23 protein-coding genes are annotated in these 22011 nt (G+C 60.5%); 13 read left to right on the top strand and 10 right to left on the bottom strand.

Features of this window, described 5'->3' with window-relative positions; translation table 11 throughout:
• Positions 1–108: 108 nt before the first annotated feature.
• From IB262_RS25680 to IB262_RS25660, 5 genes are all read right to left on the bottom strand, one after another.
• The gene (locus tag IB262_RS25680) at positions 109–1188 is read right to left on the bottom strand and encodes a glycine betaine/L-proline ABC transporter ATP-binding protein (RefSeq protein ID WP_060582034.1); all 1080 of its coding nucleotides are present in this window, start codon (positions 1186–1188) and stop codon (positions 109–111) included.
• A complete protein-coding gene (locus IB262_RS25675; RefSeq protein ID WP_060582033.1) occupies positions 1181–2068 on the bottom strand; it encodes a proline/glycine betaine ABC transporter permease in 888 nt (295 codons plus the stop codon). Before IB262_RS25675 ends, IB262_RS25680 begins: the two co-directional genes overlap by 8 nt.
• 103 nt (positions 2069–2171) lie before the next feature.
• On the bottom strand, positions 2172–3173 hold the full coding sequence (locus IB262_RS25670; protein ID WP_060582032.1) for an ABC transporter substrate-binding protein: 1002 nt from the start codon (positions 3171–3173) through the stop codon (positions 2172–2174).
• A 65-nt stretch (positions 3174–3238) separates the two neighbouring features.
• A complete protein-coding gene (locus IB262_RS25665; RefSeq protein ID WP_192493970.1) occupies positions 3239–4039 on the bottom strand; it encodes a pyrroline-5-carboxylate reductase dimerization domain-containing protein in 801 nt (266 codons plus the stop codon).
• A 7-nt stretch (positions 4040–4046) separates the two neighbouring features.
• Positions 4047–4676, bottom strand: coding sequence for a TetR/AcrR family transcriptional regulator (locus IB262_RS25660; protein ID WP_060582031.1), 630 nt, complete (start codon positions 4674–4676; stop codon positions 4047–4049).
• Between the two features lie 147 nt (positions 4677–4823).
• Here IB262_RS25660 and IB262_RS25655 point away from each other — a divergent pair, with 147 nt between their 5' ends.
• From IB262_RS25655 to gfa, 6 genes are all read left to right on the top strand, one after another.
• Positions 4824–6860, top strand: coding sequence for an NADH:flavin oxidoreductase (locus IB262_RS25655; RefSeq protein WP_192493969.1), 2037 nt, complete (start codon positions 4824–4826; stop codon positions 6858–6860).
• Between the two features lie 2 nt (positions 6861–6862).
• The gene (locus tag IB262_RS25650) at positions 6863–7468 is read left to right on the top strand and encodes a dimethylsulfonioproprionate lyase family protein (protein ID WP_060529596.1); all 606 of its coding nucleotides are present in this window, start codon (positions 6863–6865) and stop codon (positions 7466–7468) included.
• Positions 7469–7513: 45 nt separating this feature from the next.
• Entirely contained in the window at positions 7514–8278 is a 765-nt protein-coding gene (locus IB262_RS25645) for an electron transfer flavoprotein subunit beta/FixA family protein (protein ID WP_192493968.1), read from the top strand.
• 22 nt (positions 8279–8300) lie between these two features.
• Positions 8301–9242, top strand: coding sequence for an electron transfer flavoprotein subunit alpha/FixB family protein (locus IB262_RS25640; RefSeq protein ID WP_192493967.1), 942 nt, complete (start codon positions 8301–8303; stop codon positions 9240–9242).
• Between the two features lie 91 nt (positions 9243–9333).
• Entirely contained in the window at positions 9334–10461 is a 1128-nt protein-coding gene (locus IB262_RS25635; protein ID WP_077961485.1) for an S-(hydroxymethyl)glutathione dehydrogenase/class III alcohol dehydrogenase, read from the top strand.
• Between the two features lie 118 nt (positions 10462–10579).
• Positions 10580–11152, top strand: a complete 573-nt coding sequence (gfa, locus tag IB262_RS25630; RefSeq protein WP_060609992.1) for an S-(hydroxymethyl)glutathione synthase — start codon at positions 10580–10582, stop codon at positions 11150–11152.
• A gap of 45 nt (positions 11153–11197) precedes the next feature.
• Here the strand turns inward: gfa and IB262_RS25625 are convergent, their stop codons facing one another.
• Positions 11198–12283, bottom strand: coding sequence for a hybrid-cluster NAD(P)-dependent oxidoreductase (locus tag IB262_RS25625; protein ID WP_090428935.1), 1086 nt, complete (start codon positions 12281–12283; stop codon positions 11198–11200).
• Positions 12273–13526 (bottom strand): aromatic ring-hydroxylating dioxygenase subunit alpha, encoded by a 1254-nt coding sequence (locus IB262_RS25620; protein WP_034801946.1) that lies wholly within the window; start codon positions 13524–13526, stop codon positions 12273–12275. Before IB262_RS25620 ends, IB262_RS25625 begins: the two co-directional genes overlap by 11 nt.
• A 122-nt stretch (positions 13527–13648) precedes the next feature.
• Here IB262_RS25620 and IB262_RS25615 point away from each other — a divergent pair, with 122 nt between their 5' ends.
• Positions 13649–14560: a LysR substrate-binding domain-containing protein gene (locus tag IB262_RS25615; RefSeq protein ID WP_112773309.1), complete on the top strand. Its 912-nt coding sequence runs from the start codon at positions 13649–13651 to the stop codon at positions 14558–14560.
• A 360-nt stretch (positions 14561–14920) separates the two neighbouring features.
• Entirely contained in the window at positions 14921–15406 is a 486-nt protein-coding gene (locus IB262_RS25610; protein WP_060585980.1) for a BA14K family protein, read from the top strand.
• A 72-nt stretch (positions 15407–15478) separates the two neighbouring features.
• Here IB262_RS25610 and IB262_RS25605 read toward each other — a convergent pair whose 3' ends face one another.
• Both IB262_RS25605 and IB262_RS25600 read right to left on the bottom strand, forming a co-directional pair.
• Complete coding sequence (locus IB262_RS25605) at positions 15479–15667, bottom strand: hypothetical protein (protein WP_060516808.1); 189 nt, start codon at positions 15665–15667, stop codon at positions 15479–15481.
• A gap of 37 nt (positions 15668–15704) precedes the next feature.
• Positions 15705–16490, bottom strand: coding sequence for a L,D-transpeptidase (locus IB262_RS25600; RefSeq protein WP_090302364.1), 786 nt, complete (start codon positions 16488–16490; stop codon positions 15705–15707).
• Positions 16491–16628: 138 nt separating this feature from the next.
• On the opposite strand from IB262_RS25600, the gene IB262_RS25595 reads away from it, so the two are divergent.
• A complete protein-coding gene (locus tag IB262_RS25595) occupies positions 16629–16976 on the top strand; it encodes a metalloregulator ArsR/SmtB family transcription factor (protein ID WP_192493966.1) in 348 nt (115 codons plus the stop codon).
• The gene (locus tag IB262_RS25590) at positions 16969–17472 is read left to right on the top strand and encodes an SRPBCC family protein (protein WP_089046265.1); all 504 of its coding nucleotides are present in this window, start codon (positions 16969–16971) and stop codon (positions 17470–17472) included. Before IB262_RS25595 ends, IB262_RS25590 begins: the two co-directional genes overlap by 8 nt.
• Positions 17473–17571: 99 nt before the next feature.
• Here the strand turns inward: IB262_RS25590 and IB262_RS25585 are convergent, their stop codons facing one another.
• Entirely contained in the window at positions 17572–17796 is a 225-nt protein-coding gene (locus tag IB262_RS25585; protein ID WP_034801898.1) for a hypothetical protein, read from the bottom strand.
• Positions 17797–18450: 654 nt separating this feature from the next.
• On the opposite strand from IB262_RS25585, the gene IB262_RS25580 reads away from it, so the two are divergent.
• The 3 genes from IB262_RS25580 to IB262_RS25570 all read left to right on the top strand — a co-directional run bounded on the left by IB262_RS25580 (position 18451) and on the right by IB262_RS25570 (position 21935).
• A complete protein-coding gene (locus IB262_RS25580) occupies positions 18451–19599 on the top strand; it encodes a mandelate racemase family protein (protein WP_060516797.1) in 1149 nt (382 codons plus the stop codon).
• Between the two features lie 17 nt (positions 19600–19616).
• A complete protein-coding gene (locus tag IB262_RS25575; protein ID WP_034801894.1) occupies positions 19617–20246 on the top strand; it encodes an SGNH/GDSL hydrolase family protein in 630 nt (209 codons plus the stop codon).
• 90 nt (positions 20247–20336) lie between these two features.
• The gene (locus tag IB262_RS25570) at positions 20337–21935 is read left to right on the top strand and encodes an ABC transporter substrate-binding protein (protein WP_060585975.1); all 1599 of its coding nucleotides are present in this window, start codon (positions 20337–20339) and stop codon (positions 21933–21935) included.
• Positions 21936–22011 lie beyond the last annotated feature (76 nt).

Genomic DNA, 22011 nt, shown 5'->3' with positions numbered 1-22011 from the left:
CTGGCGGGGAGGGGATCGGGACTGGAATGAGGGAGGAGCCACCCTTGGCGCTTTTCCGGGCGGAGGACCGGCCGCCCGGAGGAATGGCATTCGCCGGCCGATCCGCGCTTACGCTGCGTTGGCCGCGATTGCCATTGCGCGATCGTTCGTCTCGTGCGCATTGACCATGGCGCCCGCGAGCTGGCGGAAGGTGACAGTGCCGAGAGGCATTCCGGACGGATCGACGACGGTGATATCACCTTCGGGTGCAGAGGCGAGCGTACGGACCGCTTCTTCGATTGTGAGATCGGCGGCAATCCGTTGCCCACTGTCGGCTGCAGTTGCGCCAAGCGGTGCCATGATCGCCTCCACATGGACAACGCGGCCCCGGTTCACCTCCTTGACGAAATTGGCGACATAGTCGTCGGCAGGCCTCAGCACGATATCCTGGCTCGTGCCCTGCTGGATGACCTCGCCGTCGCGCAAAATGGCAATCTGGTCACCGAGCCTCAGCGCTTCGTCGAGGTCGTGGGTGATGAAGACGATCGTCTTTTTAATCTCCTTCTGCAGGTCCAGAAGCACCGTCTGCATGTCCGTGCGGATGAGAGGATCGAGGGCTGAATAGGCCTCATCCATTAAAAGCACCGGTGCGTCGTTGGCAAGCGCGCGGGCGAGCCCGACGCGCTGCTGCATGCCGCCGGAGAGCTGATTGGGATACTTGTGCTCGAAGCCCTTAAGTCCAACCCGTTCCAGCCAGCGCATGGCAGTATCGATGCTTTGTGCGCGCGCTACGCCCTGGATTTCAAGGCCGAAGATCGTGTTGTCGAGCACGCTTCGATGCGGAAGCAGCGCGAACTTCTGGAACACCATGGCGGTCTGGTGGCGGCGGAACTCGCGCAGTTCCGCCTCTGGCATCTTCACCACATCGACGCCGTCGACGAGAACTTCGCCGGCCGTCGGATCGATCAGCCGGTTGATATGCCGGATGAGCGTCGACTTGCCCGAGCCGGAAAGCCCCATGATCACCTGGATCGAACCCGACGGCATCTCGATGTTGATGTCGCGAAGGCCGAGCACGTGCCCGTGACGCTCGTTCAGTTCGGTCTTGGTGAGGCCGTTCCTAACCGCCTCGACATGAGCCCCGGCATTCGGTCCGAAGATCTTATAGAGATGGCGGATTGCGATGCCGCCGAAAGCGTGCTCAGCCATGGACCACCTCCCGGTGCTTCTGCAATCGTTCGCCATAGGCCTGGCTGACCCGGTCGAACATGATGGCGATGCCGACGATCGCAAGACCATTGAAGATACCGAGCGTGAAGTACTGGTTGGCGATCGCCTTCAGTACGGGTTGGCCAAGACCCTGAACACCGATCATCGAGGCGATGACGACCATGGCAAGCGCCATCATGATCGTCTGGTTGATCCCTGCCATGATGGTCGGAAGCGCAAGCGGGAGCTGCACCTTGAAGAGCTTCTGCCGGTTGTCGGCGCCGAAGGCATCGGCCGCCTCCAGTACGTCCTTGTCGACCAGGCGAATGCCGAGATTGGTGAGCCGGATCATCGGCGGGATCGCGTAGATGACGACGGCGATCAGGCCCGGCACCTTGCCAATGCCGAGCAGCATGACGACGGGGATCAGGTAGACGAAGCTTGGCATGGTCTGCATGACGTCGAGCACCGGGTTGACGACCCGCTGGACCCTGTCGGAGCGCGACATGAGAATGCCGATCGGCAGGCCGATCGCGATCGACAGGATCGTGCAGACGAAGATCATCGAGATCGTCCGCATCGTATCATCCCACATGTCGAAGTAGCCGATGAGCAACAGCGTCACGAGACAGCCGGCGGCGATGCGAATGCTTCTGGTCGCTGCCCAGGCGATGGCGAGGATGAGGAGCGTGATGATCGGCCAGGGCGTCTTCGTCATGAACCGTTCAGAAGCGATCAGAAAATGCTGGAGCGGCGCGAAGAAGCCCTCGATCAGATCACCGTAGTTTCGGGTAAAGCCGCGAAACGTTTCGTCGATGACTTTCTTGAGGTTTCGAAGCGCGTTGTCGTCCATGCTGGGAAATTGATAAAACCAGTCCATTCGGTTCCCCTTCTCGAAAGAGCCGACGCGTTCTTGTTGTTATGTCGGCGAGAACGGTGCGATATGCTGAAGGCACACCGCACCGGGTTTTCGGCCGTGCTGACTACAGCGCAGCCTCGATCTTGGCGGCGGCCTCTGGGGAGACCCACTTCTTCCAGATATCCGGGTTTTCTTCGAGGAAGTGCTTTGCACCTTCCTCGCCGCTGGCCTGGTTGTCGGTCATCCAGGCCATCAATTTGGCGATTGTCTCGTTGCTCCAGGAGCGCTTGTTGAGGTACTCCATGACCTCGGGGCCAGCTTTTTCGGAAAAGGGCTTGGCGACAAGTGTCACGATCGTATCGACCGGCCAGGCGCTCGGCTTCGGGTCAGTGCATTCGGCAACCGTAATGCAACGCTTCCACTCGGCTGCGTCATAGGGGACGCCTGCCTCAAGCTGCACCATCTCGTATTTGCCAAGCAGGGCGGTCGGTGCCCAGTAATAGCCGACCCAGCCTTCCTTGCGCTCATAGGCCTTGGCAATCGAGCCGTCGAGGCCTGCTGCCGAGCCGGTGTCGACCAGCGACCAGCCGGCCTTCTCTGCTTCGAAGGCCTTGTAGAGCTGTGCGGTCACGACCGTTCCACCCCAGCCCTGTGGACCATTGAAGATCGCGCCCTTGCTCGGGTCTTCAGGGTCCTTGATGAGGTCGGGATGCTTCAGGAGATCGGGAATACTCTTGATGTCTGGATGGGCATCGGCGAAATACTTCGGGATCCACCAGCCCTGAACGCCGCCATCGGGTAGCGGAGACCCGACCTTTACGATACGGCCTTCTTCGGTTCCCTTCTTGACCACGTCGGGAAGCAGATCGATCCAGGCCTCGGGCGCGATATCCGGCTCGCCTTTTTCCGCCATGGAGGTGATCGTCGGTACGGTATCGCCGATGGTGATTTCGGCGCTGCAGCCGTAACCTTCATTGAGGATGATCTTGTCGAGATTGGAAATGACCTCGGCACTTTGCCAGTTCATGCTGGCGATGGTGACGCTGCCGCAGTCTGCCGCGCTGGCGAGCGACGAACCGGCGACGGTCCCAAGGAACAGGCATGTCGATGCTAGCAAGCTTTTCATTATCGTTCCCTCTTTTGGCGGCTTTTCTTCTGAGGCGGGGCGCCGCGGACCCCGTCTCAACGACGCTAGGAGGCTTCTCCCATGCGAACCGATTTCCTGAACGCAGCCCTCAATCCGCGTGAGACGGCGGTATCGAATCCGGCCGCGCGCATCTCCTCGATCGCGGCCGCGGTGGTGCCGCGATAGTCGAGGAAGGTCTGGACAATGTCGGTCGGACAGTCGTCACGCTGCTCAAGCAGCCGACCGGCACCCGTGATAAGGGTATTGACGGCACGCTTGGCGATCTCGGGAGCCAGTCCTTGCGAGACGGCGTCTGCCATCATCGCTTCGGCGAGCAGCGCCGGAAAGGCAGGCCCGGATCCGGTGAGGCCGGTCAGATAGTCGATTTCCGCTTCTGAATGCACTTCATCCTGAGAACCGCAAGCATCGAAGATCGCCCTTATGATGTCGCGATCGTCGTTCTGCAGCCCGGCGGCTGCGACCCACGGCGTATAGGACTTGCGGACTTCGGTCGCCGCATTTGGCAGGGTTCGGACCACGCGGTCCATCCGATGATGCTCAACAAGGGCGCTGAGGCGGATGCCCGCCATGACGGAGATGACAAGCTTGCCCTCGGCAACAACGTTCAGGCTGAGCCAGTCAGCCGGACGGACGGAGAGAACGATGACGTCCGAGCGGTCGGCAAGTGCCTGATTGTCCGATGTCCAGAAGGAGCGGTTGAAACGGTCAGGGCGCTCGCTGCGATAGGAGAGCGACAGGTTCTGAGGCTCGACGATGCCGGCGTCGAGAATGGCGTCGGCGATTGCTCCGCCCAGCCAACCCGCACCACCAATTACGCCAACCCTCAAAGGCCCGCCCGTTTCCATGCTTCTCTCACTCTGGTTTGTAGCCATGCCGGGCGAAGAAGCGATCGAGCTCCCTCTGCTGTGGTGTTTGTCCGGTGTAAATCGCGATGTATTCCGGAATGCGCTTCATGCGGAGCGCAAGATCCTCCTTGGACTGCATCGAGATGTATCCAATCTGGACCAGGTAGGTCGTTCGTGCGCGAACGTCCGCCGGTCCCGCGTCATATCCGAACCGCATGAACATGCGGCCCAGCGCCTCCATTCTCGCCTGATCGGCCTCATGGACTTCGGCCTGTATCTCGGGCGATTGCAGCGCCCAGCTGCGAACGGCGAACTCGAACTGGGAGTCGAACAGTTCCTTGTTCACCCAGCAGTCGAAAACGTTCAGCATCGCCTCGGCCAAGGACTCCGCATAGGCTTCGGACTGTTTGGCCAGATTGCCGGTATTCTTCTCCCTCCAGCGCGCGACGAGGGCACTCAGCAGTTCCTCCCGGTCCTTGAAGAACCAATAGAAGCTGGTCCGGGAAAGATTGAGCCGTTTGGCCAACGGCAGGATCTTCACCGAGTCCACGCCCGACTCGAGCAGGGAGTCATAGGCGGCCTCGAGCCACCCCTCCTGAGAACCGCGCCAGCCAGTGTCAGTCATCGCCTGTTCCATGATTGCCTCCTAACAAATCCAAACGGCCGTTTCAAGCAAAATGTACATATGTGTCGAATATCTGAACCACGGTGTTTTTGATTATTGACACCTATGTACATTTCCGCTTACCGTTGCGATAAATTCCCATAAACCGGAGCCCGTCGCATGTCGAACGATCCCCTGCTTCAGCCGTTTCAGTTGAAGCATTTGACCCTGCGCAACCGCATCATTGTTACGTCTCACGAGCCTGCCTATCCCGAAGACGGCATGCCGAAGGACCGCTACCGCGCCTATACCGTTGAGCGGGCCAAGGGCGGGGTGGCGCTGACGATGACCGCCGGCTCGGCGGCAGTGTCCAAGGACAGCCCTCCGGTCTTCAACAACCTGCTCGCATACAAGGACGAGATCGTGCCTTGGATCCGGCAAATGACCGACGCCGTGCACGAAGAGGGGGCTGCGATCATGATCCAGCTCACGCACCTCGGCAGGCGTACCCGCTGGGACAAGGGCGATTGGCTCCCGGTCGTTGCACCCTCACATCATCGCGAGGCAGCGCACCGAGCCTTTCCCAAGAAGCTCGAAGACTGGGACATCGAGCGCATTATCAGGGACTTTGCAGACGCCGCCGAACGGATGAAGGCGGGCGGTATGGATGGTGTCGAGCTGGAAGCCTACGGGCATCTTATTGACCAGTTCACCTCGCCGCTCACCAACGAACTCGACGGTCCTTATGGAGGTTCGCTCGATAACCGCCTGCGCTTTTGTTTCGACGTCTTCAGGGCCATGCGCGAAAGGGTCGGCAACGACTTTATCCTTGGCGTTCGCTATACGGCAGACGAATGTCTTCCCGGCGGGACAGGAAAGGCCGAAGGCCTGGAGATTTCCCGTCGTCTCAAGGAAAGCGGCCTCATCGATTATCTGAATGTCATCCGCGGTCATATCGATACGGATCCGGGCCTCACAGATGTCATCCCGATTCAGGGGATGGCGAGCGCACCACATCTGGATTTTGCCGGCGATGTGCGCGCGGCAACCAAGTTTCCAACCTTCCATGCCGCCAAGATCCAGGACGTGGCGACGGCTCGTCACGCAATCGCTGCCGGCAAGGTCGACATGATCGGTATGACCCGCGCCCACATGACCGACCCGCATATCGTGCGGAAGATCATGGAAAAGCGCGAGGATGATATTCGCCCCTGCGTCGGCGCCAACTACTGTCTCGACCGCATCTATCAAGGTGGCATGGCTTTCTGCATTCACAATGCGGCGACCGGTCGCGAAGAAACGATGCCGCATCGGATCCCGAAAGCTGCCGTTCGCAAGAAGGTCGTCATCGTCGGTGCCGGTCCGGCCGGCCTTGAGGCTGCTCGCGTCTCGGCGGAACGGGGTCATGAGGTCGTTGTTTTGGAGGCCGCGAACAATCCGGGCGGTCAAATCCGCCTGACGGCCCAGAGCGAGCGCCGGCGGGAAATGATCGGCATTATCGACTGGCGCATGAGCCAGTGCGAAAAGCTCGGCGTCACCTTCCGGTTCAATACCTGGGCCGAGGCTGAGACGGTACTCACCGAAAAGCCCGATGTCGTCATTATCGCTACCGGTGGATTGCCGCACACAGAGGTGCTGTCGAAGGGCAACGAACTCGTCGTTTCCTCCTGGGACATCATCTCCGGTGATGTGAAGCCTGGAACCAACGTGCTCATCTTCGACGACGCCGGCGACCATGCGGGCCTCCAGGCTGCCGAGTTCCTCGCCAAGGCCGGTGCCAAGGTGGAAATCATGACACCGGACCGCTCCTTCGCGCCCGAAGTCATGGCGATGAACCTCGTTCCTTACATGCGCTCGCTGCAGAAACTCGACGTCACCTTCACAGTCACGTACCGGCTGGAGTCGGTTGAAAAGAGTGGCAACCAGATCATCGCCCATGTTGGCAGTGACTATGGCGGCGTTGCCAAGCAGCAGACCTTCGACCAGATCGTCGTCAACCACGGAACCATCCCGCTGGACGACCTCTATTTCGAATTGAAGCCTGACTCGCGGAACCTTGGCGAAGTCTCCTACGACGAGCTTATTGCCGGCACGCCGCAGTCCGTCGAACGCAACCCGGAGGGCGCCTATCAACTCTTCCGGATCGGCGATGCCGTTGCGGCCCGCAATACACATGCGGCCATCTACGATGCGCTGCGTCTTGCCAAGGACATCTGAGAATGGCGCGGTTTGACGCCTTGCAAGCGTTTCTGGACGCGGCCTTTGTCGCGTTCAACCAGTTTTCACAGGATCTGAGGGCGCGCCAGTCACTCATGCAGATTTTTGCCCAGCTTGAAGCGCCGCAACCGCAACGTCTGGACATCGGCAAGCGCCTCCCGGTCTGCAGCCAACATCTCGACAGTGTGCTGGCTGCAGAAACCGGCCGATCGTCCCTGGATACGCTAATCAGACGCTTCTCGGACCTTGAACCGATGCTCGAATGGAAGTGGCGCTCGGTCTACGACCATACGGCCAGCGAAAATTTCTTGATGAGCCACGCCAATGCGATGATCGCCGGACCGGGCGGCCTGGAGGACCGGAGGGACCTCTGGCTCGGCGCGACGCTGATGGCGCCGTATGTGCGTTATCCCGACCACGACCACGCCCCGGAAGAGACGTACCTCGTCCTGTCGGAAGGCGAGTTTCAGCATGGCGATTCCGAATGGTTCTCACCCGGGATCGGAGGTTCCTTCTACAATCCGCCTGGCGTCAGACACGCCATGCGGTCGGGTGAAAAACCGCTGTTTGCATTCTGGGCATTGTTGCCTGATCGACCGAGGCACTGACGAAAGGGCGTTCGGCCGAGACCGAGCGCGGGAGAAAGGTTTGCCATGAAAATACTTGTGACGGTGAAGCGGGTGGTTGACTACAACGTCAAGATCCGGGTGAAGGCAGACGGTTCGGGCGTCGAACTTGCGAACGTGAAGATGTCGATGAACCCGTTCGACGAAATCTCGGTCGAAGAGGCGCTCAGGCTGAAGGAAGCCGGCAAGGCCGAGGAAGTCGTCGTCGTTTCCGTTGGTCCGGCCAAGGCCGAAGAGACGCTGCGCACGGCGCTTGCCATGGGTGCCGACCGCGCCATCCTGGTTGAGACCGAAGACCAGGTCGAGCCGCTCGCTGTCGCCAAGATCGTCAAGGGCGTGGCCGAGGCTGAACAGCCGGCCCTGATCATCGTCGGCAAGCAGGCAATCGACGACGATTCGAACCAGACCGGCCAGATGCTGTCCGCGCTGCTCGGCTGGGCGCAAGGGACCTTTGCCTCCAAGGTCGAGATCGGCGACGGCAAGGCGCCAGAGTGCACAGCAAGGGTGACCCGCGAAGTCGACGGCGGTCTGCAGACGATCGACATCAAGCTGCCGGCCGTCGTCACCACCGACCTGCGTTTGAACGAGCCGCGCTACGCCTCGCTGCCGAACATCATGAAGGCGAAGAAGAAGCCGCTCGACAAGAAGTCGCCGGCCGACTTCGGCGTCGACACCGCCGCCCGCCTCAAGGTGCTGAAGACCGAGGAGCCGTCGGGCCGCAAGGCCGGTATCAAGGTCAAGTCGGTCGCCGAGCTCGTCGAAAAGCTTAAAGTCGAAGCCGGCGTTCTCTGATTTAAGGAAGGGAGATTTTATCATGGCCATTCTTCTTCTGGCTGACCACGACAGCAACCACCTTTCCGACCAGACCGCCAAGGCGCTGAGCGCGGCCTCGAAAATCGCCAGTGGGACTGGAGCCGATGTGCATGTTCTCGTTGCCGGCGCCGGCGCGAAGCAGGCTGCCGAACAGGCGTCCAAGCTTGCAGGCGTTTCCAAGGTGCTCGTTGCCGACGACGCCTCGCTTGCCAACAACCTGGCCGAGCCGCTCGCTGCCCTGATCGTCTCGCTCGCTGGCAGCTACGACACCATCGTGAGCGCCGCCACCTCGGTCGGCAAGAACGTGATGCCGCGCGTTGCAGCCCTGCTCGACGTTTCCCAGGTCTCGGAAATCATCGAGGTCGTCTCGTCCGATACTTATCTGCGTCCGATTTATGCCGGCAACGCCATCCAGACGGTGCAGACGACCGAAGCCAAGCGCGTCATCACCGTGCGCACCGCCTCCTTCGCGTCCGCCGCGGAAGGCGGTTCGGCTGCGATCGAGAGCGTCTCGGCTGCCGCCAACCCCGGCGTTTCCTCCTTCGTCGCCGACGCCCTGTCGTCGTCGGACCGCCCGGAGCTGACGTCTGCCAAGATCATCATCTCGGGCGGTCGTGCGCTCGGCTCGTCGGAAAAGTTCCAGGAAGTGATCCTGCCGGTGGCCGACAAGCTCGGCGCTGCCGTCGGCGCTTCGCGCGCTGCGGTCGACGCCGGTTACGCTCCGAACGACTGGCAGGTCGGCCAGACCGGCAAGGTCGTTGCGCCCGATCTCTACATCGCCTGCGGCATTTCCGGTGCCATCCAGCACCTCGCCGGCATGAAGGACTCGAAGGTCATCGTCGCCATCAACAAGGACGAAGAGGCGCCGATCTTCCAGGTCGCCGACTACGGCCTGGTTGCCGATCTCTTCGACGCTCTGCCGGAGTTGCAGAAGGCTTCGTAGGTCCGTTTTTAAGCGACCGAACCCAGGTGGGCTGACCGTGGTTCGGTTGGCCCTTCCACGCGATTGCAGCATCAACGAAAAGGATACCACAGTGGATGTACGCGCCGCCGTTGCCGTTCAGGCAGGCAAGCCGCTCGAGGTCATGACGGTTCAGCTCGAAGGCCCGCGGGCCGGCGAAGTGCTGATCGAGGTCAAGGCCACAGGCATCTGCCACACCGACGATTTCACCCTGTCCGGCGCCGATCCGGAAGGCCTGTTCCCGGCGATCCTCGGCCATGAAGGCGCCGGCATCGTCGTCGACGTCGGCCCGGGCGTGACCTCGGTGAAGAAGGGCGACCACGTCATCCCGCTCTACACGCCCGAGTGCCGCTCCTGCCCATCGTGTCTGTCGCGCAAGACCAATCTGTGCACCGCGATCCGCTCGACACAAGGCCAAGGCCTGATGCCCGACGGCACCTCGCGCTTCTCGATCGGCAAGGACAAGATCCACCACTACATGGGCTGCTCGACCTTCGCCAACTACACGGTGCTGCCGGAGATCGCGGTTGCCAAGGTCAACCCGGACGCGCCGTTCGACAAGATCTGCTACATCGGCTGCGGCGTGACGACCGGCATCGGCGCCGTCATCAACACGGCACAGGTGGAAATGGGTGCGACTGCGATCGTCTTCGGTCTCGGCGGCATTGGCCTCAACGTCATCCAGGGCCTGCGCCTTGCCGGCGCCGACATGATCATCGGCGTCGACCTCAACAACGACAAGAAGGCCTGGGGCGAGCGCTTCGGCATGACCCACTTCGTCAACCCGAAGGAGGTCGGCGACGACATCGTGCCTTACCTCGTCAACATGACCAAGCGCGGAGCCGACCAGATCGGCGGCGCCGACTACACCTTCGACTGCACCGGCAACACCAAGGTGATGCGCCAGGCGCTCGAGGCCTCGCATCGCGGCTGGGGCAAGTCGGTCGTCATCGGCGTTGCCGGCGCGGGCCAGGAGATTTCCACCCGGCCGTTCCAGCTCGTCACCGGCCGCAGCTGGATGGGCACCGCCTTTGGCGGCGCGCGCGGCCGCACCGACGTGCCGAAGATCGTCGACTGGTACATGGAAGGCAAGATCGAGATCGACCCGATGATCACCCATACGATGCCGCTCGAAGACATCAACAAGGGTTTCGAACTGATGCATTCGGGCGAGAGCATTCGCAGCGTGGTGTTATACTGAGCGCGGGTTGAGGACCGTTTCCAGACTGCAAATGCACTTTTTGCGCCGCAGCGTGATCTAGCCGGCGGCGCCAACAAGCAGCCGGGCATTGTGCGCCGGCCAGAAGGAGGAGAAGCCCATGCCAAGCATTGCGATCCATCCATCCCTCGACAGCGGGTTCAAGGCGACGGACGCTGCCTTTTCCGGCGGCACGCTGGTCTGCAACTGCGCGAGCAATCCCGTGAAAGTGCGCGTCAAGGGTGATATCGCCCACAACCATGCTTGCGGCTGCACAAAGTGCTGGAAACCCGAAGGTGCGGTGTTTTCGGTCGTTGCCGTCGCACCGACGGCCAACGTCGAGGTGCTGGAAAACGGCAACAAGCTTGCGGTCGTGGACCCGGCGGCGCTGATCCAGCGCCATGCGTGCAAGGATTGCGGCGTACACATGTACGGCCCGGTCGAGCGTGACCACGCGTTCAAGGGGCTTTCCTTCGTTCATCCTGAGCGCTTCCAGGAGGCAGGCTGGGCAAAACCGGGTTTTGCCGCCTTCGTATCGTCGATCATCGAGAGCGGCTATGACCCGGCCGGAATGGACAGCATGCGCGCGCGGCTGCGCGAACTGGGCCTCGAACCCTATGACTGTCTCAACCCAGTCCTGATGGACGTTCTCGCCACCTGGGCGGCCAAGAAGAGCGGCGCGCTTCCTGCCTAATAGTCAGACCGCTGACTGTCGGCTATGTCGATCGCTAGGCCAAGCCTAGCGATCGACGACGAGATCACTGAGCGGCTTCGAACAGCAAGGAAGGAAAAGCCCAGCATCGATCTCTCGTTGCCTTATTCCGCCATTGTGGTTCATCTCGACCGAACCCGATACGAGCTTGGACTTGCACGTGCCGCAGACGCCGTTCGAACACGATGAGGCGAGTTTTACGCCCGCTTTCTTTGCGCAGGAAAGCACGGTCTGCTCGCCCCCGATTTCGATCTTGCGGCCCTGTTTGGAGAACTCGACCTGGAACGTTCGGGTCGCCGGCTGATCGACGATAGGAATATCCGGGGTGTCGATCACGGCCGCATCGAAGCTCTCCTCGATGTAGTTGGATTGCGGAACGCCGAGTTCGGCAGCGATCGTGCGCGCTGCCGCCATGAACGGGGCAGGGCCGCAGCACATGACAATGCGTTCGGCGATATCGGGAACAGCAAGCTGCAAGTAAGCAGCCGATATGCGTCCCGTCAGGCCATGCCAGTTGGTTTCGCCGGTAACGACTTCCGGCAGAAACTGCAAGCGCAGGCCCTTCATCCGGTTGGCGAGTGACGCGAGTTCGTCGCGGAAGATGAGGTCCTTCGGGGTTCGCGCCGCGTGCATGAAGACGACGTCGACAGGCTCGCATGTATCGGCCAATTCGCGAACCATCGCCATGACCGGTGTGATCCCCGACCCTCCCGACAGAAAAAGGTACTTCCGACCGTTCGGGCGAATGAACTGGCCGAGGGGACCGTTCGCCTTGACCTTGGCGTTGACCGTGAGCCGATCGTGAAGCCAGTTCGAGATCTTGCCGTCGGCGACGCGCTTGACGGTCACCGAGAACGCATTGCTGCGCTTCGGCGAGGACGAGATGCTGTAGCAGCGGCTTTCCGGCTCGCCCTCGATATCGAGGTCGAACAGGAAATACTGACCGGCTTCGAAGGCAAAACGTTTGCCTTCGGTGGACGCAAAGGTAAAGGTCTTCACGTCGTGTGTTTCCTGATGGACATCGATGCAGACCAGGTCCTCGTCCGCGTCGCGGCTCCAGATATCGCTCGGCTCGAGACGCCCGGCGGGAGAAAAGTTGCTCTTAGTATCCATGGGCGCGCATCCGGTCGATGTACCACGACGCGAATTTGTCGAGGTTTGTTTCGGAGAAGGGCGAGTAGGGACCCGGCACGTAAGCGGGATCTTCGACGCCGGCATGGGAGCGGGCGACCAGTTCGGCGTCCTGCTCGGTTGTGGCGATCCAGACGTTGGTGAGTTTTTCGAGTTCGTAGTCGACCCCCTCGACGGCATCCTTGTGCACAAGCCATTTCGTCCGCACGAGCGTCTTGTCGGCCGAGAGCGGGATGACGATCGAAACGACGGCGTGGTCGCCCATGAAGTGGTTCCAGCTGTTGTGACCCCAGAGATGCATGTCGCCGAGATCCTTGCGCGACATCGTGCCGAGCAGCTTTGCCGATGCAGCGGTCGCGTCGGGCGTCTGGGATTCGCCCGCCCCCGAAATGATCAGCCGTTGCGTCCGAAAGTTGGTGGTGCAGTCCACCAGTTGCTCGACCGCCGCGGAGGGGTAGCCATCTGCCTCCCACCGCCTGGTGCGCTCCTCATAGAGCGAAAAATGCTCCTCCGCCTGGGCGCGATCTTCCGGGCTCAAAGCGTCCGGATCGAAGCCGAAATCGAGGTCGACGAAGGAGACGCAGAGCTCGGGATGGTTGGCGGAACAGTGGTAGCATTCACGGTTGTTCTCGATCGTGAGCTTCCAGTTGCCTTGTTCGATGACATCGGATTCATACGCGACCTTGGCGTTGGCAATATCGTAGGGAGCAAGCCGTTCTGCCATGACCCCGACGAGACGCTCAATATCTTCGGGCGGATCGTTCGAAAGGCAGACATAAACAAGGCCGCCAACCGACTTGAAGATCACGGGCTTGAGGCTGCGGCATTCCTTGTCGAAGCTCTTGCCCATATGGGGCGCATAGCTCAGTTCACCGGAAAGCTCATAGGTCCAGGTGTGGTAGGGACAGACAAGCTTCGAAACGATCGTCTTGCCTGGATCGAGCAGTCGGGCGCCTCGGTGGCGGCAGACATTGTGCATGACGCGGATTCCGCCGTCATCGTCGCGCAGGAGGATGAGGCTGGTCTTGCCAATATCGACGACGGTCGCATCGCCCGGCTCCGGTACATCGCATTCAAGCCCAATGCAGATCCAGTGCCGGCGGAAAAAGACCTCCAGATCCGCCTCGAAGACATCCTCTCGCGTGTAGAGACCGGCGGGAAGCGAATGGCCCTCCGCTCTTGCATCAAGCAGCGATGATATGGGAGAAGAAAATGTCTGCAGCATAATTCCACCTTATGTTCCGATCGGAAGCTCGACGGGCTCCACAAAGAGGATCGCTCAGGCGCGGCAGTCGCTCAACGGCACAAATATGCGCGTTTCACATTACCAAATGTAATGGATCCAAGATGGTCAATCTGAGGAAGAAACTCCCGCCGCTCACCGCGCTGACGGCCTTTGAGGCAGCGGCTCGATTGTCGAGCTTCACACGGGCCGCGACGGAACTCGGCGTGACGCAGGCGGCTATAAGCAGACAGATCCATTTGCTCGAAGAGGACTTTGGGTTCCCCTTGTTTCGGCGGCTTCATCGCAAGATCGAACTGACTGATAAAGGCCGGCTGCTTTCCGCAGCGGCCGGCGACGCGTTCAATCTTATTGCCGACACCGTTGCGGATCTTCGGTCGGAGGGAGCAGATGACGAGCTGGCAATTGCAGCGACCATCTCCTTTTCACATTTCTGGCTGCTTCCAAGGATCGCTGCCTTTTCTCGAGCCTATCCCGAAATCAAGCTTCGCATCATCACACAAGATGCCCGAACGAGCATCGAGGCTAGCGATGTGGACCTGGCGATCCGCTACGGGACCGGCACCTGGCCGGACGGCCAGGCGGAGTTCCTGTTCGAGGACGAGGTTTTCCCGATTTGCAGTGCAGATTATCTGGCCACCGTGGATCCGATCCGCACGCCGGGAGACCTAATCAATCATCCGCTGATTACGAGCGATATTGATGACCCGACATGGACGGGCTGGGATGAATGGCTTGCAGCATTTTCCGTAAAGGCGCCGAAACGCGCCCGCGGCCTGCGATGCAGCTTCTATACGGAAGCCATTTATGCGGCGATGAACGGGCAAGGCATTGCGCTCGGTTGGAACCGCCTTGTCTCCGACCTTATTCGGCAAACTCGTTTGGTCCGCCTTACCGAAGCCTCCATTCGCACCAGGGCGGCATATTTTGTCGTGGTGCCGGCGAGAAGGCCGAAAAAGGAAAGCGGACGGCTGTTCATCGAGTGGCTGCGCGAGGTCTCTGCAATTGCTGAATGAGAAATCGTACGTAACTTGCGGTCGCGGGGGGCCAATTTAGCGCCTTCCGCCACTCTTCTTTTTTAGACACTGAGCGACGGCCGTCTGCTGATCGCTAAATGCTCCTCGACGGCGGGCCGAGGCCGCTCCGGAATAAAACATGCGCCTTCTTCTTTTGGTGCGAACCGCTGCGCTTGCCGAGCACATAAGACCTTTGCCGGCTGCCATCGGACTGAGGTCCTATGGCAGAACCTCTCGCGTTGACTAAGTTCGTCGAAGGGATTCGATCTGTTGATGATCGGTGGCACCTGCATGGTGCCGAGCCCGTTTGGCCCGTTAGGGGTCGAATACCGATCACTTTGACGCTGTAGGTGGGAAATTATGAAGAAAATAGGTGCAGTACTCTTGGCCGCCGGTACGGCGCTATCGGCGGTGTCGGCGCAGGCGGCGCCGATGTTCTCTGTTTCCGCTGGGCAGACGACTTCCCAGCCGGTCGATTTGATCCATCATAAGCCAGGTCATTACGGCGGACCGCCGCACAAGCGCGGCTACGACGTCTACCGTTACGGCGGCAACCGTTACAATGCGGCTCCACGCTACGGCTACTACAATGGCTATGAGGGTTACCGGTACCGCCGCGACGGGTACCGTCGTCACAGTGATGGATGGTGGTATCCCCTGGCCGCATTCGGGACAGGAGTGATCATCGGTGGCGCGATCGCCTCACCGCCTCGGCGGGTCTATTCCAACGCGCCGTCGTCGCATGTCGAATGGTGCTATGACCGCTATCGTTCATACCGTGCCTACGACAACTCCTTCCAACCCTATTATGGGCCGCGCCAGGAATGTGTGTCGCCGTACTACTGACCAGCGAGGCGCCCGGTTGCGAGAATGCGTCGGGTCGCTTCGATACTCTCCGACACCGTGGTGGTCGCTGCTTCAGCCGCGTTTCTTGAAGTGGCGGCCCAGAATTTGGGGGATCATGCCGCCTGCTAGGAGGGGCTCTACTTCTTGCCCCGTCTCCACGGCTGCTCGGGCCGTCAATTGCTGGCTTTCACCTTGCCGCTCGATTTCGGCTGCGGTGGCGGCGGCTTTATCCGCATCCGCATCGGCCCGGGTGTTTGGCATCCCGCGTGACCGTTAGAAATGGGCTCGAAGCGCCCTCTTATGCGACGACAATCGGGACTTTGGTCGGCGACGCCTTGACCCGGTTGTAGAGATCGACAACGTCCTGGTTGATCATGCGTACGCAACCGGAAGATGCCTGTGTGCCGATGGTCCACCACTCCGGTGAGCCATGCACGCGATAGCCGGTGTCTTGGCCGTCTTTGAAGATATAGTGTGCCCGGGCTCCGAGGGGGTTGTCGAGGCCACCCGGCTGGCCGCCCGTCCATTTCACCAGCTCCGGCTTGCGCGCAATCATCTCTTTGGGCGGCGTCCAGGTCGGCCACACCTTCGTATACTGGATCTCTGCCCGCCCGCTCCACTCGAAGCCGGCCTTGCCGATGCCGACACCGTAGCGGACCGCTTCTCCACCTTCCTGCACCCAATAGAGATGCCGCTCGCTAAGCCTCACCACGATCGTGCCCGGCGCCTCGCCGGTAGGGTCGCGAACGATCTGACGACGGAATTCCGGTTTGACTTTCTGGAATGGGATTGCCGGGATGACGAAGCCATTGTCGGTCAGCGAGGCATACATCGTGCTGTTGTCGGTGATGTTGCTGTCGACACTGATCGGTGGGATTGCCCCGGTCGACATATAGTCAACGCCCGCAGTCGACATCCGACTGGACGGCTCGAGCGATGGGAGTTCGAGGGACTGCGAGCAGCCGGAGGCACCAAGCAGGGTCATGACGCCGAGGTTCGAAAGCAGGGCACGGCGGGTGACGAGGTAGCCGGGTTCCGAATTGGTCGCGCCGGAAGTGAGCTTCTGATCTTGCGGGTTACGCATGCACTTTTACCCTAGACGAACGTCGGCATCATGCCTCCGGATCGGCGCAGTTTCACGATTCGTGGTTAAAAAGAAGTGAAAGCGTCCCCCGCCGCGCCGCTTGCGTTTCCTTCGGAAGCAAGTTAAATACTGAACTACATGGTTCAGTATTATAATGCCCCTCTCGATCTCTCGTTCGCGGCGCTGTCCGATGCGACCCGTCGCGGGATCATCGATCTACTTGGGCAAGGGGACGCGTCGATCACCAGTCTGGCGGACAAGTTCCAGATGACACTGACCGGCATGAAGAAGCACATCCAGGTTCTCGAACGGGCGGGGCTCGTCGTCACGCAGAAGGTCGGACGGGTGAGAACCTGCAAGCTTGGGAAACGTGGCCTTGAGGCGGAGGCCGAGTGGATCGAGGCGCATCGCAAACTCTTCGAGGCCCGCTTCGAAGCACTGGACGAGATCATCAGCGAACTGAAACGGGAGGTAAGCGATGAATGAGCAAGTCAACAAAGCCGCTGGCGCGCAGAACCGCACGTCAGTCGAGCGCAAAGGGGACCGCGAACTCGTCGTAACGCGGACCTTCAATGCGCCGCCGAGCATGGTTTACAGGGCGTGGAGCCAGCCCGAGCTGTTCCAGCGCTGGTGGGTGCCAAAATCGGCACCTGGCGTTTCGCTCGTATCGTGCCAGATGGACGTGCGTACGGGCGGCAGGTATCGGCTGGAATTCGGCGCCGCCGGTTCGGACACCATGGCCTTTTATGGCAAGTATCTTGAGGTGGTGCCGAACGAGCGCATAGTCTGGACCAACGATGAGGGCGAAGAGGGCGCAATCACGACCGTGACCTTTAAGGACGAGGGCGGCAGAACGTCGCTGACTTTCCACGAAGTCTATCCGTCCAAGGAAGCGCTTGAGGAAGCACTGCAGAGCGGGGCGGCCGCATTGCCCGAGCAGTTGGATCAGCTCGACGAATTGCTTTCCAGCACCGGCGAGTAGCACAGATCGGGAAACGCTCCCCGGTAGACGTCTGGTCCTTTGACGCGGACTTCACGGCCGTTGGGGGGCTGGGCACAGGCGCATAGCTGGCGAGGGCGGCTAGAGTATCTCAGTCAACTCGAACAGCGGCAGCGCCAAGCAGACCGACAGAACGTGCCAAGGCTCGCCCTCGACCGTGGCTCCGTCACTCATTTCGCTCAGTGTTAGGTTCGGGGCGACGTCGGCGCATGCCTGCTCGAGCAGGGCGATTGCTTCTTGTGATGTCAGTCCGTCCGGATAGCGGACAGCGTATTTTCGGCGAGGATCTGCTTCGTTCAAGGTCATCTTTGCAAGGCTGTCCGCTGAGGTGATCGCGAAGGTATGCGAAGGATCAGACCTACATCGTGCGGACGGAGAGTGGTTTCGATAGCCCTTCGTTGGTAGCGGCCGCAGTCAAAAAGGATAGGGCAGTCTCGCCGCCGCATTTGTGCTTCCAAAGCGTGTCGTGAAGGAATGGGGTCCCCCACTGTGGCGCTGCCGGTGACACAGCCTTCGATTTCTACCAGAAGTCCTGCTCAGCGGTGCGTAACCGTGAAGAAACCCGGATCAGGACGGGTCTGCCGAGCGTTGCTACAAGCCAGCGCGATTTCCAATCGAGGGCAATTTCACGTCTGGATCCTCGGGGGCTGACTGGAAACCTACCCGGCCCGCAAGTAGACGGTCGTTTCCGTTGCTGTTGCGCATGTTCCCCTCGTTCGGCACGTCAATGTTGATCTCACACGTTGGCCGGTCGCTCGCCCTGCTGAAGCACGAAGTTGTCGCTCCGCTCGCATCATGGCTTGGGTCCCGATCTATGCGAAATCACAGGGTGGCCGGGTTCTTATCAGGTATATTCTAAAAACATGTCATACAGGTTTGACAGGTTGACTGATATCTGTCTAATCTAGCCCTAGACAAGTTGGTGTGGCCAGGCCGCGCCTTTCACATGCCGGAGGACCAATGATCATCACTGACGTCGAAGTGCGGGTTTTCCGCACGACCACGCGCCGCCATTCGGACAGCGCCGGTCACGCGCATCCAGGCCCGCCGCACCAGGTAGAGCAAGCTATGCTGACTGTTCGCACGGAGGACGGCCATGAGGGGCATTCCTTCACGGCGCCGGAAATCGTGCGGTCGCATGTCATCGACAAATTCGTCAAGAAAGTCCTGATTGGCCAGGACCACCGAGATCGCGAGCGGCTTTGGCAGGACCTTGCCCATTGGCAACGCGGATCGGCCGCGCAGTTGACGGATCGCACGCTCGCGGTGGTCGACTGCGCCCTTTGGGACCTCGCCGGGCGGAGTTTGAAGCAACCTGTATACAAGTTGGTGGGCGGCTATCGCGATAAGGTGTTGGCCTACGGTTCCATCATGTGCGGCGACGAACTGGAAGGGGGGCTCGCAACACCTGAAGACTATGGTCGCTTTGCCGAAGCTCTCGTCAAGCGCGGCTATAAGGGCATCAAGTTGCACACCTGGATGCCGCCTGTCAGCTGGGCGCCGGATGTGAAAATGGACATCAAGGCCTGTGCGGCCGTGCGCGAAGCCGTCGGACCGAATATCCGCCTGATGATCGACGCCTTTCATTGGTACTCGCGCACGGATGCGCTCGAGTTGGGGCGGGGACTGGAAAAGCTCGGCTTCGATTGGATCGAAGAGCCGATGGATGAGCAGTCGCTGTCTTCCTACAAGTGGCTGGCCGACAATCTCGATATCCCCGTCGTTGGTCCGGAAAGCGCTGGCGGCAAGCATTGGCACCGTGCCGAATGGATCAAGGCGGGCGCCTGCGACATCTTGCGGACCGGGGTGAATGACGTGGGCGGCATCACGCCGGCATTAAAAACGATGCATCTTGCCGAGGCCTTCGGGATGGAGTGCGAGGTACACGGCAATACGGCGATGAACTTGCATGTCGTCGCGGCGACGAAGAATTGCCGCTGGTACGAACGCGGGCTGCTTCACCCGTTCCTCGAATACGACGACGGGCACGACTACCTAAAGTCATTGTCCGATCCAATGGATCGCGAGGGCTATGTCCATGTCCCAGCTCGGCCGGGGCTCGGCGAGGATATCAACTTCGAGTTCATCGAGAACAACCGCGTGCGGTGAGAAGCGGGGTATCTTTCATGAAAACCATTCTCGCTTTTGGAGACAGCCTGACGTGGGGAGCGGATCCGCAGACCGGGCTACGCCATCCGCCTGAAGGCCGCTGGCCCGAGGTGCTCTCGCGTGAACTCAACGGTGCGGCAAAGGTCATTCCCGAAGGACTTGGTGGCCGCACAACCTGCTATGACGACCATGGTGGACCGGCGTGCCGCAATGGGGCCAAGGCGCTGCAAGTGGCGCTCGCAAGCCACATGCCGCTCGACCTCATCATCGTGATGCTCGGTACAAATGACATCAAGCCCGTGCATGGCGGGCGGGCGGAGGGAGCGGTCTCCGGCGTGCGCCGGTTGGCGCAAATCATCGACACTTTTCCCTACAAGCCAAGTGGTGCGAGGCCAAAAATGCTGATCGTCGCCCCTCCACCCTGTTGCGCCGGTCCGGGCGGGGTGCCAGCGGCGGGACGCAGCATTGCTGAATCAGAGCGGCTTTCTCCGCTCTACCGCAAGCTCGCAGATGAACTTGGACACGCCTTCTTTGATGCCGGCTCTGTCGCACACGCCTCGCGGGTCGATGGGGTCCATCTGGAAGCCGCTGCCACGGCGGCGATTGGCCGGGCGCTCGCAGCACCCGTTGCCGAAATTCTTGGCTGATCTGTCCTGGTGCCTGTGGAGGAACAGGTGGGGCAGAACTTGTAACCGGAAGGCCGAACTCCCGCATGGGCGGCCGCAATAGGAGGAAACATGAAACGCTTTCTAGCAACGGTCGCGTTCGGCGCGCTTCTCATCGCTTCAACGCCACACGGCGTGTTCGCCGAAACTCCGGAAGATCAACTCGTCGTCGCAACGACAATGAGCAACATCCTGACGCTCGATCCCGCTGCCATCACTGGCCGCGAGACCGTACAGGTCCTCAACAACATCTACGATACGCTGGTCATCCTTTCGCCGAAGGACCGCAGTGTCCAGCCACGCCTTGCCGAGCGCTGGGAGGTCTCCGCCGATCGCAATTCAATTCGTTTTCACCTGCGTAGCGATGCGAAATTTGCGTCGGGCAATCCCGTCACGGCTCAGGATGTTGCCTGGAGCCTGAAGCGCCTGCTTGCGCGTAATCTCGCGCAGTCTTCTTTCCTGAAAACAAGGGGCTTCACGCTCGAAGAAGCCGACAAAGCCTTCGTCGCCGAAGACGACCACACCTTCGTTATCAATCTTCCGAAACCCGACGACCCGAACCTGCTGCTGATGATCCTTGCGCAGAACGGACCTGGCTCCATCTTCGACAGCAAGACGGTTCTCGAAAACGAGAAGGACGGCGATCTTGGCGCCGCCTGGCTGACCCTGAACTCCGCCGGTTCCGGCCCATTCACGCTCACGCAGTGGAAATCGAACGAGTACATCATCCTCACGCGCAACGACGACTACTGGGGTGAAAAGGCCGCAATGAAGCGGGTGCTGATGCGCCATCTGCCGGAATCGCAGTCGCAGCGGCTGCTTCTGGAAAAAGGCGACATTGACGTTGCCTATTCCTTGCAGGCGCCGGACCTGAAGTCGCTCGAGGCCGATGAGGCGATCGCCATCGCATCGACACCAGGCTCGGGTTTTTACTACCTCAGCGTCTCGATGAAGGATGAGCGCTTCGCCAACAAGAAAGTGCGCGAAGCACTGCGCTACCTGATCGATTACGAGGGTCTCGACAAGGCTGTCATGCCCTACTACGGCAAGCTGCATCAGCGGCCCTTGTCGACAGGCGTCCTCGGCGCGCTGCCGGACGAAGGCTACAAACTGGATGTGGCCAAGGCAAAGGCGCTGCTTGCCGAGGCAGGCTACCCGGACGGCTTTAAGACGACGTTGCGTGTGCTGTCTGAAGATCCTTTCATGAAGGCTGCGACGGCCATCCAGAACACGCTTGCCCAGGCCGGCATCCAGGCGGAGCTCATCAGCGGTTCGGGCGACCAGATCTACGGCGCGATGCGTGAGCGGAACTTCGAGCTGCTCCTCGGCCGCGGCGGTGGTGGTCAGCAGCCGCATCCCGACAACAACTTGCGCTCCATCGCCTACAATCCCGACAATTCGGACGACGCCAAGCTCACCAACTATCAGAGCTGGCGCACCAGCTTCCATGACGAGAAGCTGAACAAGATGATCGAAGAGGCCCTGGTTGAGCGCGACCAGGCCAAGCAGGCCAAGCTCTACGAGGGCGTGCAGCAGTACATGGACGAGGTCGTCATGTCGATCCAACCCTTCTCGGAAGTGGTCGACACGGCCGCGTACCGCAGCGACGTGAAAGGGATGATCGTCAGCCCCTGGCTCTCGCGCTTCGAAGGTGTCACCAAGGAGCGGTGATCGGCTCCAGGAATTAATAAAATGAAGGAAAGAAGGCGCATGTGACCATGCGCCTTCTTTTTGCATTGAAAAGTGC

It is taken from the genome of Ensifer sp. ENS02, from assembly GCF_014851885.1.
GTDB classification, from domain to species: domain Bacteria; phylum Pseudomonadota; class Alphaproteobacteria; order Rhizobiales; family Rhizobiaceae; genus Ensifer; species Ensifer adhaerens.
This window is presented reverse-complemented; position numbering and strand designations above follow the sequence as displayed.